Raw genomic sequence first — 14,384 nt, 5'->3', positions numbered from 1 at the left:
TTCGTGCTGAGAAGAATTTCTAGTGTGGAACATGAGAAAAACACCTTCCTTTAGTATGCTTTTCTCTATTATAAAATGGGATAGTGGAAAATTTAAGGAAAAAAATAAAGCTGTCGAGATTTTCTCGACAGCCTGAGCACTTCATCTACGAATGAAGTGCTTTTCTTTTTGCCTGTCACCACTATCCGACAAAACCTGTAAAACCTCTACATAAACAGTCAAAGGACTTCTTCCTTCTTTCAAGAAATGGTATAGATACAAAAAGTCGATACGAATGAAAGGGAGGAGTTAGATGTCTGATTTCGACCAGCTAGTCAAAGAACAAATGCAGCTTATGGATCAGCTGCTCGATGTACAAGGAGAACTGGATCTGTACTTAGAGACAGAAAAACAATTGCTGCAAGGTGAAAAAAAGGAAGAGCGGCATAAGCTTCATGATCAAATCAAACAGAAACGAGAGGAACTGCAAAAAGTCCAGACACTATTTACAAAACAGACTAAACAAGTCATCAATTCGTATAAACAAATGGAGAAGAGCTCAACCGTGATGTAAAAGAGTGTGCCGTTCAATTGGGTTGAATGGCTTTTTCATTTCATTTTTTAATGATGTAACGGTATAATATAATAGAGACATGTTTAGTTGGGAAATTAGGTCTTTGGACTGTTAGGTTTGTTTGTTATAGAAAGTAGGGGAGAAAATATGGGCTATCCCAAGGAAGGAGAAACCATCCAAATTCAAAGCTATAAACATAATGGCTTGATCCACAGGATTTGGAATGAAACCACCATTCTGAAAGCAACGGAATTGTGTATCATTGGTGCAAACGATCGAACAATGGTGACTGAATCCGATGGCCGAACATGGATGACAAGAGAACCGGCTATTTGCTATTTTCATGCAAAACAATGGTTTAATGTCATTGGGATGCTTCGAGATGATGGGGTGTATTATTACTGCAACATCAGCTCTCCTTTTGCGACAGATGAAGAGGCGATTAAGTATATTGATTACGACTTAGATGTCAAAGTCTTTCCGGACATGACGTATAATATTTTGGATGAGGATGAATATGCAGATCATAAGAGGCAGATGAATTATCCAAAAGAAATCGATAGTATCTTACGAGAGCATCTAAATACATTACTGCATTGGATTCACCAGCGGAAGGGACCGTTTGCTCCAGAATTTGTGGATATGTGGTATGAACGTTTTTTACGTTATACAAAATAAGTAACAGCAGCTAAAACCTGTTTGGCTTTTCAAAGCCAACAGGTTTTTGACTGCGTACGGATAAGAGGCACTGATAGATTGGGAAGGAGATTTACATGGGGGTCATAAAACGTTACATGGCTTTTGTAACACCGTATAAAAAACAGATTGCATTGACAATGGTGATCGGAATGATTAAGTTCTCGATTCCCTTAACATTGCCTCTGCTTTTAAAGTATGTCATTGATGATGTGATTCAAGGCTCTGGATCGGCTGAAGAAAAAACATCCACTCTCTTTATTATTATGGGAATCATGCTTGTATTATTTTTAGTGATGAGACCGCCTGTTGAGTACTACAGACAATACTATGCGCAGTGGACAGGTAGTAAAGTATTATTTGATATTCGGGAAAAACTGTTCTCGCACATTCAAAAGTTAAGCCTTCGTTATTACGCCAACACGAGAACAGGGGAAATTATTTCAAGGGTCATCAACGATGTGGAGCAAACAAAGGAATTTGTCATCACAGGGCTTATGAACATTTGGCTTGATTTGATGACCGTCCTGATTGTGATAGCCATTATGTGTACACTGGATCTTAAACTCACCATTGTGTCTGTCATTATTTTTCCACTGTATGCGTTAGCAGTGAAGTATTTTTACGGACGGCTTCGCAAGCTGACAAAAGAGCGGTCGCAGGCACTGGCTGAGGTACAAGGGCACCTGCATGAGCGAGTACAAGGAATGCCTGTCATTCGCAGCTTTGCGATTGAAGAATACGAACAAGAGAATTTTCACGATGAAAATAAAAATTTCTTAAACAAAGCGATCAATCATACGAATTGGAATGCCAAAACTTTCGCCGTCGTCAATACGATCACAGACATTGCGCCGCTGCTCATCATTGCTTTTGCTGGCTATACCGTCATTAACGGGTCGCTTTCAATTGGGACAATGATTGCCTTTGTCGGCTACATTGACCGGATGTACAACCCGATTCGTCGTCTCATTAACTCATCGACGACTTTAACTCAGTCAGTAGCATCAATGGATCGTATTTTTGAGTTTATTGATGAACCGTATGAAGTAACAGATAAGCCGAATGCAAAAGAAGCCAATCACTTAAAAGGTGAGGTAGAATTTAAAGATGTGTCGTTCCGTTACGAACATACACAGGAAGAGATTTTACACAATATCTCCTTGAAAGTAGAAAAAGGCCAAACCGTTGCGCTTGTAGGAATGAGCGGCGGAGGGAAGTCGACACTCGTCAGCCTAATTCCAAGATTTTATGATGTCACAAGCGGATCACTCGAAATTGACGGCATTGATATTAAAGAGTACAAGGCAAGAAGCCTGCGTAATCAAGTCGGGATGGTGCTTCAAGATACATTCTTATTCAGTGACACCATTAAAGAAAATATCGCTGTGGGAGACCCGGAAGCATCCTTTGAGAAAATTGTGTCGGCTGCCAAAGCGGCTAATGCCCATGAGTTCATCATGTCTCTTCCTGAAGGATATGACACGAAAGTAGGAGAACGTGGCGTAAAGCTATCAGGCGGTCAAAAACAACGAATTTCAATTGCGAGGGTATTTCTTAAAAATCCACCGCTGCTTATTTTAGACGAAGCGACGTCTGCACTTGATTTAGAAAGTGAACATTACATTCAAGAAGCGATGCAGAAGCTGGCAAAAGATCGCACAACTTTTATTGTTGCGCACCGTTTATCAACGATTACACATGCGGACCTCATTGTGGTCATGGAACAAGGTGAGATTGTGGAAAAAGGAACACATGAGGAATTAATGAACCGAGACAGCCACTATCGCCATCTATTTACCATTCAAACATTAAATTAGTAGAAGCCTATCCGATTCTAGCGGATAGGCTTTTTTATGCTTGTCAAAAACATGACATATTTCCCAGCTTGTCTCAATACAATTTTAAAAAGTATGACGGGGTGGTGAAGATGTGAAAGAACAAGAAGTATTGCTAGATGTCAAACAGCTATCCATTGCCTTTCAGCAAAAAAAGCAGAGAGTCCCGATCGTCCATGACATCTCATTCTCTATTCAAAAAGGAGAAACCTTAGGTATTGTGGGCGAATCTGGCTGCGGGAAAAGCATCACATCGATGTCTTTAATGGGGCTGAATCACCAAACAGAAACAACAGGTCACATACAATTTGAAGGTCAAAACCTGCTGTCACTTTCGGAGAAACAATGGCGAGAGGTCAGAGGGAATGACATCTCAATGATTTTCCAGGAACCCATGACTTCTCTCAATCCACTCATGACCATCGGCAAGCAAATGACAGAAGCCCTTTTCACACATCAGGCCATCAGCCAAAAAGAAGCAAAAGCGAAAGCGGTAGATTTGCTTCAAACGGTAGGCCTGAAACAAGCAGCGTCATTACTCAAAAAATATCCACATGAACTATCGGGCGGCATGCGTCAGCGTGTGATGATTGCGATGGCGATGCTGTGTCACCCAAAGCTCATGATTGCAGATGAACCAACGACTGCACTTGATGTCACCATCCAAGCACAAATTCTTCGTTTGCTCAAAAAGTTAAATGAAGAGATGGACACCGCTATTTTATTTATTACTCATGATTTAGGCGTCGTGCGGCAAATATGCCAGCGTGTCATGATTATGTATGCCGGTCGAATCGTAGAAGAAGGAACCGTTGACCGTATTTTCCAAAAACCTCTCCATCCCTACACGAAAGGTCTTTTCGCCTCTGTTCCATCATTTAAAGAGAAAAAAGAAAAACTCATGTCTATTGCGGGTCATGTACCTAAGCCAGGAGCTATTCGGTCCGGCTGTCAATTTGCACCACGCTGTCCATATCAAATGACGCAATGTCTTGAAAAAGACCCATCTTTACAATCCATTTCACACAATCACCGCGTCGCATGTTTTCTAATGGAAGGAGGAGAAGACACTGAATCACCCACTGTTGCAAGTGAATCAACTGACGAAGCGTTATGACACATCGGCATTTTTTTCTAAACACAAACAGACGACTTTGGCTTTAAATCAAGTGTCCTTTCACGTGAAAGAAGGAGAGACGCTCGGCATTGTGGGCGAATCTGGCTGCGGGAAATCAACCCTTGGCAAAAGCTTAATGAGATTAATCGAACCGACTTCTGGCTCAATCCAAATGAAAGGAAAAGAAGTGACGCTTCTGAAAGAACGAGACATGCGTTCCTTCAGAAAAGACATTCAAATGATTTTCCAAGATCCATACGCTTCCTTAAATCCACGAATGAAAATCAAAGACATTTTAGAAGAACCGCTCATTGTTCATAAACATGGAACAAAAGCAGAAAGACAAAAGCGGGTAAAAGAGATGCTGCACATTGTTGGGTTTGACCCATCTTATGGAGATCGATATGCGCACCAATTCAGCGGCGGTCAGAGGCAGCGTATTGGAATTGCTAGGGCGCTGATTACTCATCCAAGTCTTGTGATTGCCGATGAGCCAGTTTCCGCTTTAGATGTATCGGTTCAAGCGCAAATATTGAATTTAATGCTCGAATTGCAAAAGACGCTTTCTCTGACGTACTTGTTTATTTCTCACGATCTAGGCGTTGTCAAGTATATGAGCGACCGAATTGCAGTGATGTACGCTGGCCGTATTGTAGAAATGGGTCCTGCGGAGAACGTATTTCACAAGCCGCTTCATCCTTATACATCGCTTCTTCTGACATCCATTCCACATATGGATCACGTGCTGGAAACGCAGGATGTGTCAGCGGAAGAATCCACCCTGGTGTCAGAAGAGGGCTGTCCTTTCTATAAAAGATGTCCAAAAAGGTGGGCGCAATGCTTGCAAGCTGTTCCGCCTTTGTATGAGGAGGAAACAGGTCATGCAGCTGCGTGCTATTTATATCAAAAGGAGGAACACAATGAAGAAGACATGGTTATTCAGTAGTTTCATTTTTGTGCTGGCACTTGCGTTATTTTTAGGGGGCTGTTCATCTTCATCAACATCAGAAGAAAAAGCCACAAAAGACACTCTCGTATTCGGCAGAGGAGGGGACTCTACGTCACTTGATCCGATTACAACAACAGAAGGCGAAACCTTCAAGGTCACAGAGAATATGTTTGAAAAGCTTTTGAATTACGGTGAAAAAGACACGACCATCCATCCGGGCCTCGCAACAGAATGGGATGTTGCAAAGGACGGAAAATCGTACACGTTCTACTTAAGAGAAGGTGTGAAATTTCACGATGGCACAGACTTTAATGCAGAAGCTGTAAAATTCAACTTTGACCGCTGGATGAATGGAGATGCCGAAAAATTTCCTTACTACGGCATGTTTGGCGGCTATAAAAAAGATAAAGGGCATGTCATTAAAGACATCATCGTCAAAGGAGAGCATGAAATTGAATTTCAACTCAAACGCCCGCAAGCAACATTTCTGAAAAACATCGCCATGTCACCATTTGGTATCGCTAGTCCTGCAGCAGTTGAAAAAAGCGGTGATTCATTTAGAGAAAACCCAGTTGGCACAGGACCATTTAAGTTTAAAGAATGGAAGCAGAACGATCGTATTGTCTTAGAAAAGAACGAAGATTACTGGCAAAAAGATAAACCAAAACTGAAACAAATCATCTTCCGCTCTATTCCTGAAAACTCTGCTCGTTTAAATGCGCTTAAAACAGGCGAAATCGACTTAATGGACGGCGTCAATCCGTCCGATTTAGATGGCATTAAAACAGACAAAGCGCTCCAGTTGATTGAAAGACCATCCATGAACGTAGGTTATATCGGGCTGACAGTGACTAGAAAGCCGCTTGATAACAAGTTGGTTCGTCAGGCACTCAATTATGCAGTTGATAAAGAATCAATCATCGAGTCGTTTTATGGAGGGCTTGCTGAACCAGCAAAAAATCCACTTCCTCCGTCATTAGAAGGCTACAATGACGAGATTGAGCCATATCCATATGATCCGGAAAAAGCAAAAGAACTATTGAAAGAGGCAGGCTTCCCTGACGGTTTTCGCATCAAGCTTTGGGCAATGCCTGTGCCGCGTCCATATATGCCAGACGGGATGAAGGTAGCTGAAGTCATTCAGTCAAACTTTGAAAAAGTTGGTGTCAAAGCCGAAATCGTCACATATGATTGGGCGACTTATTTAGATAAAGCAAGTAAAGGCGAAGCAGATGTGTTCTTATTAGGATGGACAGGGGACAATGGCGATCCTGATAATTTCATCTACACATTATTAGATAAAGACAGTATTGGCGGTAACAACTATACATTCTTCCAAAACGATAAAATGCATGACATCCTCATTGAAGCGCAGACCAATACGGATCAAAAGAAGCGAAATGAATTATATCAAGAAGCTCAAGAAATCATTCATGATGAAGCGCCTTGGATCCCATTAGTCCATTCAATTCCAATGCTCGCCGCATCTAAAGATTTAAAAGGCTACCAGCCGCATCCGACTGGTTCCGAAGCATTGACTGACGTATATTTCGAATAAGCAAATAAGGGAGATCGTTCGATCTCCCTTATCCAAACAATGAAAAGGCGGTGAAAGCTGTTTGTTTGCTTATTGTATGAAGCGAGCAGGAATGCTCATTCCAGTACTGATCGGAATGACCTTAGTTGTATTTTCTATTATTCGGTTTATCCCTGGAAATCCGGCGCAGGTCATCTTAGGACAGCGGGCAACGAAAGAAGCAGTAGAGCAATTGACGATTCAGCTTGGTTTAGATCAGCCGTGGTACGTACAATATGGTCACTACATGCTGGGGCTTTTAAAAGGTGATCTAGGGACTTCCATACGAACAGGAGCGGCTATTGCCCAGGAAATGAAGCCTTACTTATTCGCTACATTAGAATTGACTTTCTTCGCTATGTTGCTGGCGATTATTGTCGGTGTGAATGCCGGAATCATTAGTGCGTGGTTTAAACATTCTTTCTTTGATTATGTGGCCATGTTTATTGCGCTCATTGGGGTGTCCATGCCGATTTTCTGGTTAGGCTTAATGGGACAGTGGCTATTCTCGATTGAATTAGGTATTTTGCCGACTACAGGACGAGAAAACGTCAGAAATCCGGTAGAGTCGATCACCTATATTCATACGCTGGACACGCTTTTGCAAGGACGATTTGATCAATTCTTTGACAGCATCAAGCATTTAATCTTACCAAGTACCGCTCTCGCAACGATTCCTGCTGCGATTATTGCAAGGATTACGAGGGCAAGTATGCTGGAAGTTCTTCATTCAGATTTTATTCGAACAGCAAAAGCAAAAGGGGTACGTTCATTTTTCATCATTTATCAGCATGGGCTGAAAAATGCGCTCATTCCGATTTTAACGATTATTGGTCTTCAAACAGGTCTCTTGCTAGGCGGAGCCATTTTAACAGAAACGATCTTTGCTTGGCCGGGAATTGGGCGATATATTTACGATGCCATTAGCTATCGTGATTATCCTGTTATTCAAACTGGCATTCTTGTTGTTGCGCTCATATTTGTGCTGATCAATTTCATTGTGGATATCTTGTATGCAGTCATTGATCCGAGGATTAAATACTAGAGAAGGGAGAGTGACGACATGGAAGCGCAAAAAGAGCTTCAAGCACCTGAACAAAAGGAAGAACGCTCTCAATCACTGATTCTTGAATCGATGAAACTGTTCTTTCAGCACAAGCTGGCGGTCATTGGCACTGTGATTGTCTTTTTATTTCTGATCCTAGCAATCTTTGCACCGCTCATTGCTCCTTATGGAATCAACGAGCAGTCACTAGGCGAACGATTTAGTGCCCCTTCAGCTGCGCATTGGTTTGGTACGGATGATTTCGGGAGAGACATATTTTCTAGAGTCGTGCATGGAGCTCGGATTTCATTATGGGTGGGTTTCTTCTCCGTTCTCGGGTCGGTTATTTTAGGAACATTGCTTGGATTGATGGCAGGTTACGGCGGTAGATTGCTGGATGCTGTCATCTCAAGACTATTTGATATTTTACTCGCTTTTCCTAGCATTCTATTAGCGATTGCGATCGTTTCCATCTTAGGACCTTCCTTACAAAATGCCCTTATTGCCATAGCGATTATTAACGTCCCCACATTTGGCCGGCTGGTTCGTTCAAAGGTGCTGAGCATTAAGCAAGAAGAATATGTTTTAGCAGCAAAGGCAGTCGGGATGTCACACCGCCGCATCGTTCTTCGTCACATTCTGCCAAATAGTATGGTGCCGGTCATCGTTCAAGCGACGCTTGCGATTGGTACTGCCATTATTGAAGCGGCCGCTTTAGGATTTTTAGGATTAGGTGCACAAGCGCCAAGTCCAGAGTGGGGGAAAATGCTTGCCGATGCGAGACCTTATCTCGTACAAGCGCCATGGACTTTATTTTTCCCGGGGATTGCGATCATGCTGACGGTTCTTGGCTTTAACTTGATGGGAGATGGATTAAGAGACACCCTTGATCCTAAAATGAAGAAAATAAAATAAGACCGATTCTAAGAATCGGTCTTTTCTATTTAAGCTTCTTTTTCTTCTGTCTCAATCTCACTATCTTTTGGGTGATACGTTTGGAAGCTTGTAATCAAAGTATCTAGATGCTCCAATTCATCACGGTATTCAATAATACTCGACATCACATTCAACATATTGTAATCGAGTAAGTCGTTTTCTTGATTTTGCTGGTGCTGAATAAATGATTTCGTTAATGCTTCAAGACGAAGAGAGCATTCATTCTGAAAATCATCGTCCTGCGGTTTCATTTTTCCAACAAACTTCATCAAGGTACGTTCATGCCAGTACAGTAAATAATCAATCTCATCTGTTAAGCTCTCTCTGAAATGCTCTGGCATCAAATGAATTTCATTTTCTAACTTATGAAGCTTTTTCAGCAAGTACAGCGCTCGATTAGACGTCATGATTGCCTGTCTGAATAAAACAAGCTTTCTAGATTTGACATAAGTTGTTTTCTTTAAATAGCTTCGTTCTTCTTTGTATAACAAGTAAATGTGATCTAATTTGATCATGCGTTCTTTTATTTGATCGATGTCATCCTTTAAAGTGGAATGATCAGTTGACTGTCTGGAGCTCAGACGGATCCATTTTAAAATCTCCTCCGTATTTTCCATAATGTGATGAACAAGCTTTGTTTCATACTTTGGCGGCAGGAAAATCAAATTCACTAAAAATGAAGAAAGTACGCCTAACACCACAGTTGCTGTTCGAATTAAGGCAAAGGAAAGGAAATGATCCCCTGCACTTTCTAAAATCGCGATGACGGTTACGAGTGCAATCGGAATCGTGTGTTCAATCTTCAGCTTTAAATTAATCGCAATGACCATGACGGCAGTTAAGCCGATGATGACTGGTCCTGTGCCAAAAAGCAGACCGAACGTAATGGCAAGTGCTGCTCCAATAATATTGGCTTGCACTTGATCAACAATCGTTAAAAATGATCGATAAATAGATGGCTGGATAGCAAATACAGCTGCAATTCCCGCGAAAACGGGTGTCGGCAACCCAAGCCATGTTGCCAGGTAAAGCGCGAGTACAATGGCAATACCAGTTTTTAAAATACGGGCTCCAAGTTTCATTGGTTTTGTCCCTGCATTCCTTTCTTTTCGATAATAGATGACCACTTGTCATATATCATAAATATTTTGATGAAACAACTAAGTAATATACAGCGGTCTTCCGAAATATTCAAGTGATTTTTGAAAGTTCATGAAAACATCAAAAGAAGGTATTGAGAAAAAATGTAACAGATTCACTCGCTTTTGACAATCAAGAGCTGGTAAATAAAAAAACAGACGCATGAATTTACGTCTGTTTTTCTCTTCATTATGATTGTTTCAGTTGTTCAAACGCATGATCTACCGCTTTGAGCGTTTCAGAAATATCATTTTCAGTATGTGCAATGGTTAAGAACCACGCTTCATATTTAGAAGGAGCGAGGTTAATACCTTGTGCGAGCATGAATTTAAAGAAACGGGCGAACATTTCACCATCCGTATTTTCAGCCTGCTCGTAGTTCACAATCGTTTCTTTTGTAAAATAAATGGTGAGAGCACCTTTTAAGCGATTCACTGTAATATCTACTTGATGTTTTTTTGCGTGGGCTAAAATTCCCTCTTCTAACATGGCCCCGAGCTGATCCAGACGTTCGTAGACTCCGTCTTCTTTTAACACTTCCAAGCATGCAATACCAGAAAGGATGGAGGCGGGATTTCCTGCCATCGTACCAGCTTGGTAGGCTGGTCCAAGCGGGGCGACTTGCTCCATAATTTCTTTTTTGCCGCCGTAAGCGCCGATTGGAAGACCGCCGCCGATAATTTTACCTAATGCAGTGAGGTCAGGTTTTACTTGAAGCAAGTCCTGTGCACCACCATACATAAAGCGGAAAGCTGTAATGACTTCATCATAGATGACTAGAGCCCCTTTTTCATGAGTCAGGTCATTCACCTGCTGCAGGAAACCGTCTTTAGGCTCTACGATGCCAAAGTTCCCGACAATTGGCTCAACAAGAACAGCTGCTACTTCATCACCCCAGCGGTCTAATGCTTCTTTGTAGCTGTCTATATCGTTGAATGGAACGGTAATGACTTCATTGGCAATACTTTTAGGCACGCCCGCTGAATCTGGTGTTCCTAAAGTGGAAGGTCCAGAGCCGGCCGCAACTAGCACAAGATCAGAATGACCGTGGTAACATCCGGCAAACTTAATGATCTTTGTTCTGCCTGTATAAGCGCGAGCAACACGGATTGTCGTCATCACAGCTTCTGTACCTGAATTGACAAAACGAACTTTATCCAAAGCAGGCATCGCTTCCTTCAGCATCTTAGCAAAAGTGACTTCATGCTTCGTTGGTGTTCCGTAAAGGACACCCGTCTCGGCTGCTTTCGTGATGGCTTTTGTAATATGAGGATGAGCATGTCCCGTAATAATTGGACCGTATGCTGCCAAATAGTCGATATAACGGTTTCCGTCAACATCCCAAAAATAAGCGCCTTCGCCTTTCTCCATTGCAACAGGTGACCCGCCGCCCACTGCTTTATATGAACGAGATGGGCTGTTAACCCCTCCAACAATATGCTCCAGCGCCTCTTGATGTAATTTTTCTGATTCGGTGAATTTCATAAATAGCCTCCTATCTCAACGTATCACGTCGTCTATCATTATTTTAACATGCCGATGCAAGCGTCCTTAGTTGAATATCTTCTCGAAATTGGATAGGCTAATGAAAAAATAGGTTGGAGGGATTGTATCATGACAATCGAAGTGGGGCAGCAAGTACCTGATATTGAATTACTCGGTGATAATGGAGAGAAAGTAAAGCTCTCTGATTTTAAAGGGAAACACATTGTCCTTTATTTTTATCCAAAAGATATGACGCCGGGGTGCACAACGGAAGCTTGTGATTTCCGTGACCGCCATCAAAGCTTTGCGGAATTAGATGCTGTGATTATCGGCGTAAGCCCAGACGGTCAAGACAAGCACCAAAAGTTTAAAGAAAAACATGACTTACCTTTCCTGCTTCTTGTAGATGACGAACAAAAATTGTCTGAAGCTTTCGGTGTATGGAAGCTGAAAAAGAACTTTGGTAAGGAATACATGGGAATTGAACGCTCAACGTTTCTTATTAATAAAGAAGGAAAGCTTGTGAAAGAGTGGCGTAAAGTAAAGGTGAAAGATCATGTGGAAGAAGCGCTTGAGGAACTGAAAGCTCACGCTTAATATGTTGACGTGATGAGATCGGCAGTCGTGCCGGTCTTTTTTGTATAGAAGAATAGGTAAAAAAGAGGATTGTAATTGACAAAGTTTCGGCTCTGGGGGTACACTATTTATAAAGATTATAATATAAGAATATTTTTGAAAAGAGAGGTGCATGATGAAATGGCTGCTCACGAACTAAAAGACGCTTTAGATGCTCTAAAAGAAACCGGTGTTCGAATTACTCCGCAGCGCCATGCCATCTTGGAGTTTCTCGTAAATTCTATGACACACCCAACCGCGGACGATATATATAAGGCACTTGAAGGAAAATTTCCTAATATGAGTGTAGCAACGGTTTACAACAATTTACGAGTCTTCCGGGAATCTGGATTAGTAAAAGAGTTAACGTATGGGGATTCCTCAAGCCGATTTGATTTTGCGACATCTGACCATTACCATGCGATTTGTGAAAATTGCGGAAAGATCGTTGACTTTCACTATCCTGGCCTTGATGAAGTAGAACAGCTTGCATCCCATGTGACAGGCTTTACAGTAAGTCATCATCGCTTGGAGATCTATGGCACTTGTCAAGAATGTGCAAAAAAAGAAAATCATTAATGAAAAAGCTGACCAGTTGAATGGTCAGCTTATTTTTATGACTTTTTTCGATTGTAGGATTCATCAAACTCTTTGCCTTCTAATGCTGGATCGAGTGTAAGTGGCTCTCTGCAATGCATGCACATGTCCACCCGCCCAAGCACTTTTGTTTCCTTCTCGCAGCCTGGACATACGACCCGGACTGCCTTCGTAGAAAGCATACCGATCCAAAAGTAAACGGCTGTACTCAATCCAATCGATAACACGCCGAGTAGCATAAAGAAGGTCGACAGCCAGACCGATTCCTTGAAGAACACACCGATATACATGATCAAAAAACCAACAAAAACCAAACTAAGTGCAAATGTTCTGATTTTATTAATCTTACTGGAGTATTTCGCCATCCCTAGTCCCCCTTATCTCCAATATAGCACATTTTACCTTTCTGTTTGAATTAGTTATAGAGTTTTGTGAATAAATTGCTTATAATGATTCAACGATCTTTTTTCATGTATTGAAGGAATTTTGATTCTATGAGGAGAAATACATAGCATTAGAGAAGAACCTTACACCCGAGTATTGGAGGAATCACTATGGAAAATCTTCTCCGTCCTATTTATCAAGAGAGAGCAAGTCATCCAGATACATTAGCTGTGATTATAGTAGAAAGAAGACATAAAGTATCTTCTGAGACGGATAACTTTGATGCAGCGCTTCTAGTCATCGTAAAGGATGCGGAAGAACCGTTATTTATTAAGCACTATGAATCCGGTCACCAAACAGCTTCTTTAAATGTTGTCACAGATGATCAGTTGAAGGAATGGATTACCTTAGGTACCAACAGACGGATTATTGATTGGATTTTAAACGGAAAAGTCCTGTTTGATCGAAATGAATATATTTTCAACTTGATTGATGAACTGAGTACATTCCCGTTTTCTAACCGCAAGCTCAAAATTGGTTTAGAATATGGCAAGCTCATTCGAAGATATATAGAAGGAAAAGCATTTTTTGAATCAAATCAATTCCTCGATGCATATAATTCCATTGTGCATGCCCTGCATCATCTGGCGCGTATTGAAGTGATTGATAAAGGCTTCCACCCAGAAGTGACCGTTTGGAACCAAGTACGTCATATGGAGCCGGAAGTATATAAACTTTATTCAGAGTTGATTGAAAGCCACGAAAGTCTTCATAAGCGGTTAGAACTTTTATTCCTAGCGAATGATTTCTTGATTCATTCAAAAGCAGAAATTGGTGCGGCTCATTTGCGTCATGTCATGGAACAGCAGGAAATTTGGCTGTTTGGCGAGCTTCTTGCACATCCTGATCTCAAACATTTCACGCCTGATCTTAGTGTGATGATTGATTTCTTTGTGGAAAAAGGAATTGTGCTAGTAGAGCCAATTGAGACGAAGGGGCAAAAAATCTATCACCGAGGATATTTTGTTAAAAAAGATATTGACGCATGAATATTATGATGGTATATTATTAAACGTCGCTAATGAGCAACCGAGTTGCTTTGAAAGAAAAGCGGACAAAAAGAAATTCAGAAAAACACTTGACGCACACGGTGCTCAAATGTTATATTAAGAAAGTCGCCTCTGAGCGATAACGAAGATGATCTTTGAAAACTAAACAAGACAAAACGTACCTGTTAATTCGATTTTTTATAAAAAATCCTATGATACTTCATAGGTAGTCAGTCAGACTGACGAGGCAGGAAATGATCGCATGCTAAGTTCGCTACATCGTGTAGCAACGCATGTGTGATATGAATCCTGCATACCTCGGAGAGTTTGATCCTGGCTCAGGACGAACGCTGGCGGCGTGCCTAATACATGCAAGTCGAGCGGACAGAAGGGAGCTTGCTCCC

At 41.5% G+C, this 14,384-nt stretch carries 14 protein-coding genes and 1 rRNA gene; 12 read left to right on the top strand and 3 right to left on the bottom strand.

Features of this window, described 5'->3' with window-relative positions; all coding sequences use genetic code 11:
• Positions 1 to 292 precede the first annotated feature (292 nt).
• From ASG46_RS09430 to ASG46_RS09395, 8 genes are all read left to right on the top strand, one after another.
• On the top strand, positions 293 to 553 hold the full coding sequence (locus tag ASG46_RS09430) for a YgaB family protein (RefSeq protein WP_035391255.1): 261 nt from the start codon (positions 293 to 295) through the stop codon (positions 551 to 553).
• 147 nt (positions 554 to 700) lie between these two features.
• A complete protein-coding gene (gene ntdP / locus ASG46_RS09425; protein ID WP_008341956.1) occupies positions 701 to 1,231 on the top strand; it encodes a nucleoside tri-diphosphate phosphatase in 531 nt (176 codons plus the stop codon).
• Between the two features lie 95 nt (positions 1,232 to 1,326).
• Positions 1,327 to 3,069 carry an ABC transporter ATP-binding protein gene (locus ASG46_RS09420; protein WP_008341950.1) on the top strand — a complete coding sequence of 581 codons (1,743 nt, stop codon included), beginning with the start codon at positions 1,327 to 1,329 and terminating at the stop codon, positions 3,067 to 3,069.
• A 112-nt stretch (positions 3,070 to 3,181) separates the two neighbouring features.
• Complete coding sequence (locus ASG46_RS09415; protein WP_056704287.1) at positions 3,182 to 4,204, top strand: ABC transporter ATP-binding protein; 1,023 nt, start codon at positions 3,182 to 3,184, stop codon at positions 4,202 to 4,204.
• Complete coding sequence (locus ASG46_RS09410) at positions 4,173 to 5,150, top strand: ABC transporter ATP-binding protein (RefSeq protein WP_082515473.1); 978 nt, start codon at positions 4,173 to 4,175, stop codon at positions 5,148 to 5,150. The genes ASG46_RS09415 and ASG46_RS09410 overlap by 32 nt, the downstream gene beginning before the upstream one ends.
• Positions 5,125 to 6,711, top strand: coding sequence for an ABC transporter substrate-binding protein (locus tag ASG46_RS09405; protein ID WP_056704283.1), 1,587 nt, complete (start codon positions 5,125 to 5,127; stop codon positions 6,709 to 6,711). Before ASG46_RS09410 ends, ASG46_RS09405 begins: the two co-directional genes overlap by 26 nt.
• Before the next feature lie 61 nt (positions 6,712 to 6,772).
• Positions 6,773 to 7,774, top strand: a complete 1,002-nt coding sequence (locus ASG46_RS09400) for an ABC transporter permease (RefSeq protein WP_007496737.1) — start codon at positions 6,773 to 6,775, stop codon at positions 7,772 to 7,774.
• A gap of 18 nt (positions 7,775 to 7,792) precedes the next feature.
• On the top strand, positions 7,793 to 8,689 hold the full coding sequence (locus tag ASG46_RS09395; protein ID WP_008341942.1) for an ABC transporter permease: 897 nt from the start codon (positions 7,793 to 7,795) through the stop codon (positions 8,687 to 8,689).
• 29 nt (positions 8,690 to 8,718) lie between these two features.
• On the opposite strand, the gene ASG46_RS09390 is transcribed toward ASG46_RS09395, so the two are convergent.
• Together ASG46_RS09390 and ASG46_RS09385 are read right to left on the bottom strand one after the other, a co-directional pair.
• Positions 8,719 to 9,792 (bottom strand): FUSC family protein, encoded by a 1,074-nt coding sequence (locus tag ASG46_RS09390; RefSeq protein ID WP_025206980.1) that lies wholly within the window; start codon positions 9,790 to 9,792, stop codon positions 8,719 to 8,721.
• A 247-nt stretch (positions 9,793 to 10,039) separates the two neighbouring features.
• Positions 10,040 to 11,335 (bottom strand): glutamate-1-semialdehyde 2,1-aminomutase, encoded by a 1,296-nt coding sequence (locus tag ASG46_RS09385; RefSeq protein WP_008341922.1) that lies wholly within the window; start codon positions 11,333 to 11,335, stop codon positions 10,040 to 10,042.
• Between the two features lie 129 nt (positions 11,336 to 11,464).
• On the opposite strand from ASG46_RS09385, the gene bcp reads away from it, so the two are divergent.
• A complete protein-coding gene (gene bcp / locus ASG46_RS09380; RefSeq protein ID WP_007496746.1) occupies positions 11,465 to 11,932 on the top strand; it encodes a thioredoxin-dependent thiol peroxidase in 468 nt (155 codons plus the stop codon).
• A gap of 159 nt (positions 11,933 to 12,091) precedes the next feature.
• Positions 12,092 to 12,529, top strand: coding sequence for a peroxide-responsive transcriptional repressor PerR (gene perR / locus ASG46_RS09375; RefSeq protein WP_003217782.1), 438 nt, complete (start codon positions 12,092 to 12,094; stop codon positions 12,527 to 12,529).
• A gap of 35 nt (positions 12,530 to 12,564) precedes the next feature.
• Here the strand turns inward: perR and ASG46_RS09370 are convergent, their stop codons facing one another.
• A complete protein-coding gene (locus ASG46_RS09370; protein WP_007496750.1) occupies positions 12,565 to 12,912 on the bottom strand; it encodes a YgzB family protein in 348 nt (115 codons plus the stop codon).
• Between the two features lie 189 nt (positions 12,913 to 13,101).
• On the opposite strand from ASG46_RS09370, the gene ASG46_RS09365 reads away from it, so the two are divergent.
• Both ASG46_RS09365 and ASG46_RS09360 read left to right on the top strand, forming a co-directional pair.
• Positions 13,102 to 13,980: a nucleotidyltransferase-like protein gene (locus ASG46_RS09365; protein ID WP_035703773.1), complete on the top strand. Its 879-nt coding sequence runs from the start codon at positions 13,102 to 13,104 to the stop codon at positions 13,978 to 13,980.
• A 315-nt stretch (positions 13,981 to 14,295) separates the two neighbouring features.
• A 16S ribosomal RNA gene (locus ASG46_RS09360) occupies positions 14,296 to 14,384 on the top strand; the annotation flags it as partial.

The sequence above is a fragment of the Bacillus sp. Leaf49 genome (genome assembly GCF_001426125.1).
Classification (GTDB): Bacteria; Bacillota; Bacilli; order Bacillales; family Bacillaceae; genus Bacillus; species Bacillus altitudinis.
The sequence above is the reverse complement of the archived record's forward strand: the minus strand, read 5'-3'. Positions and strand labels throughout refer to the sequence as shown.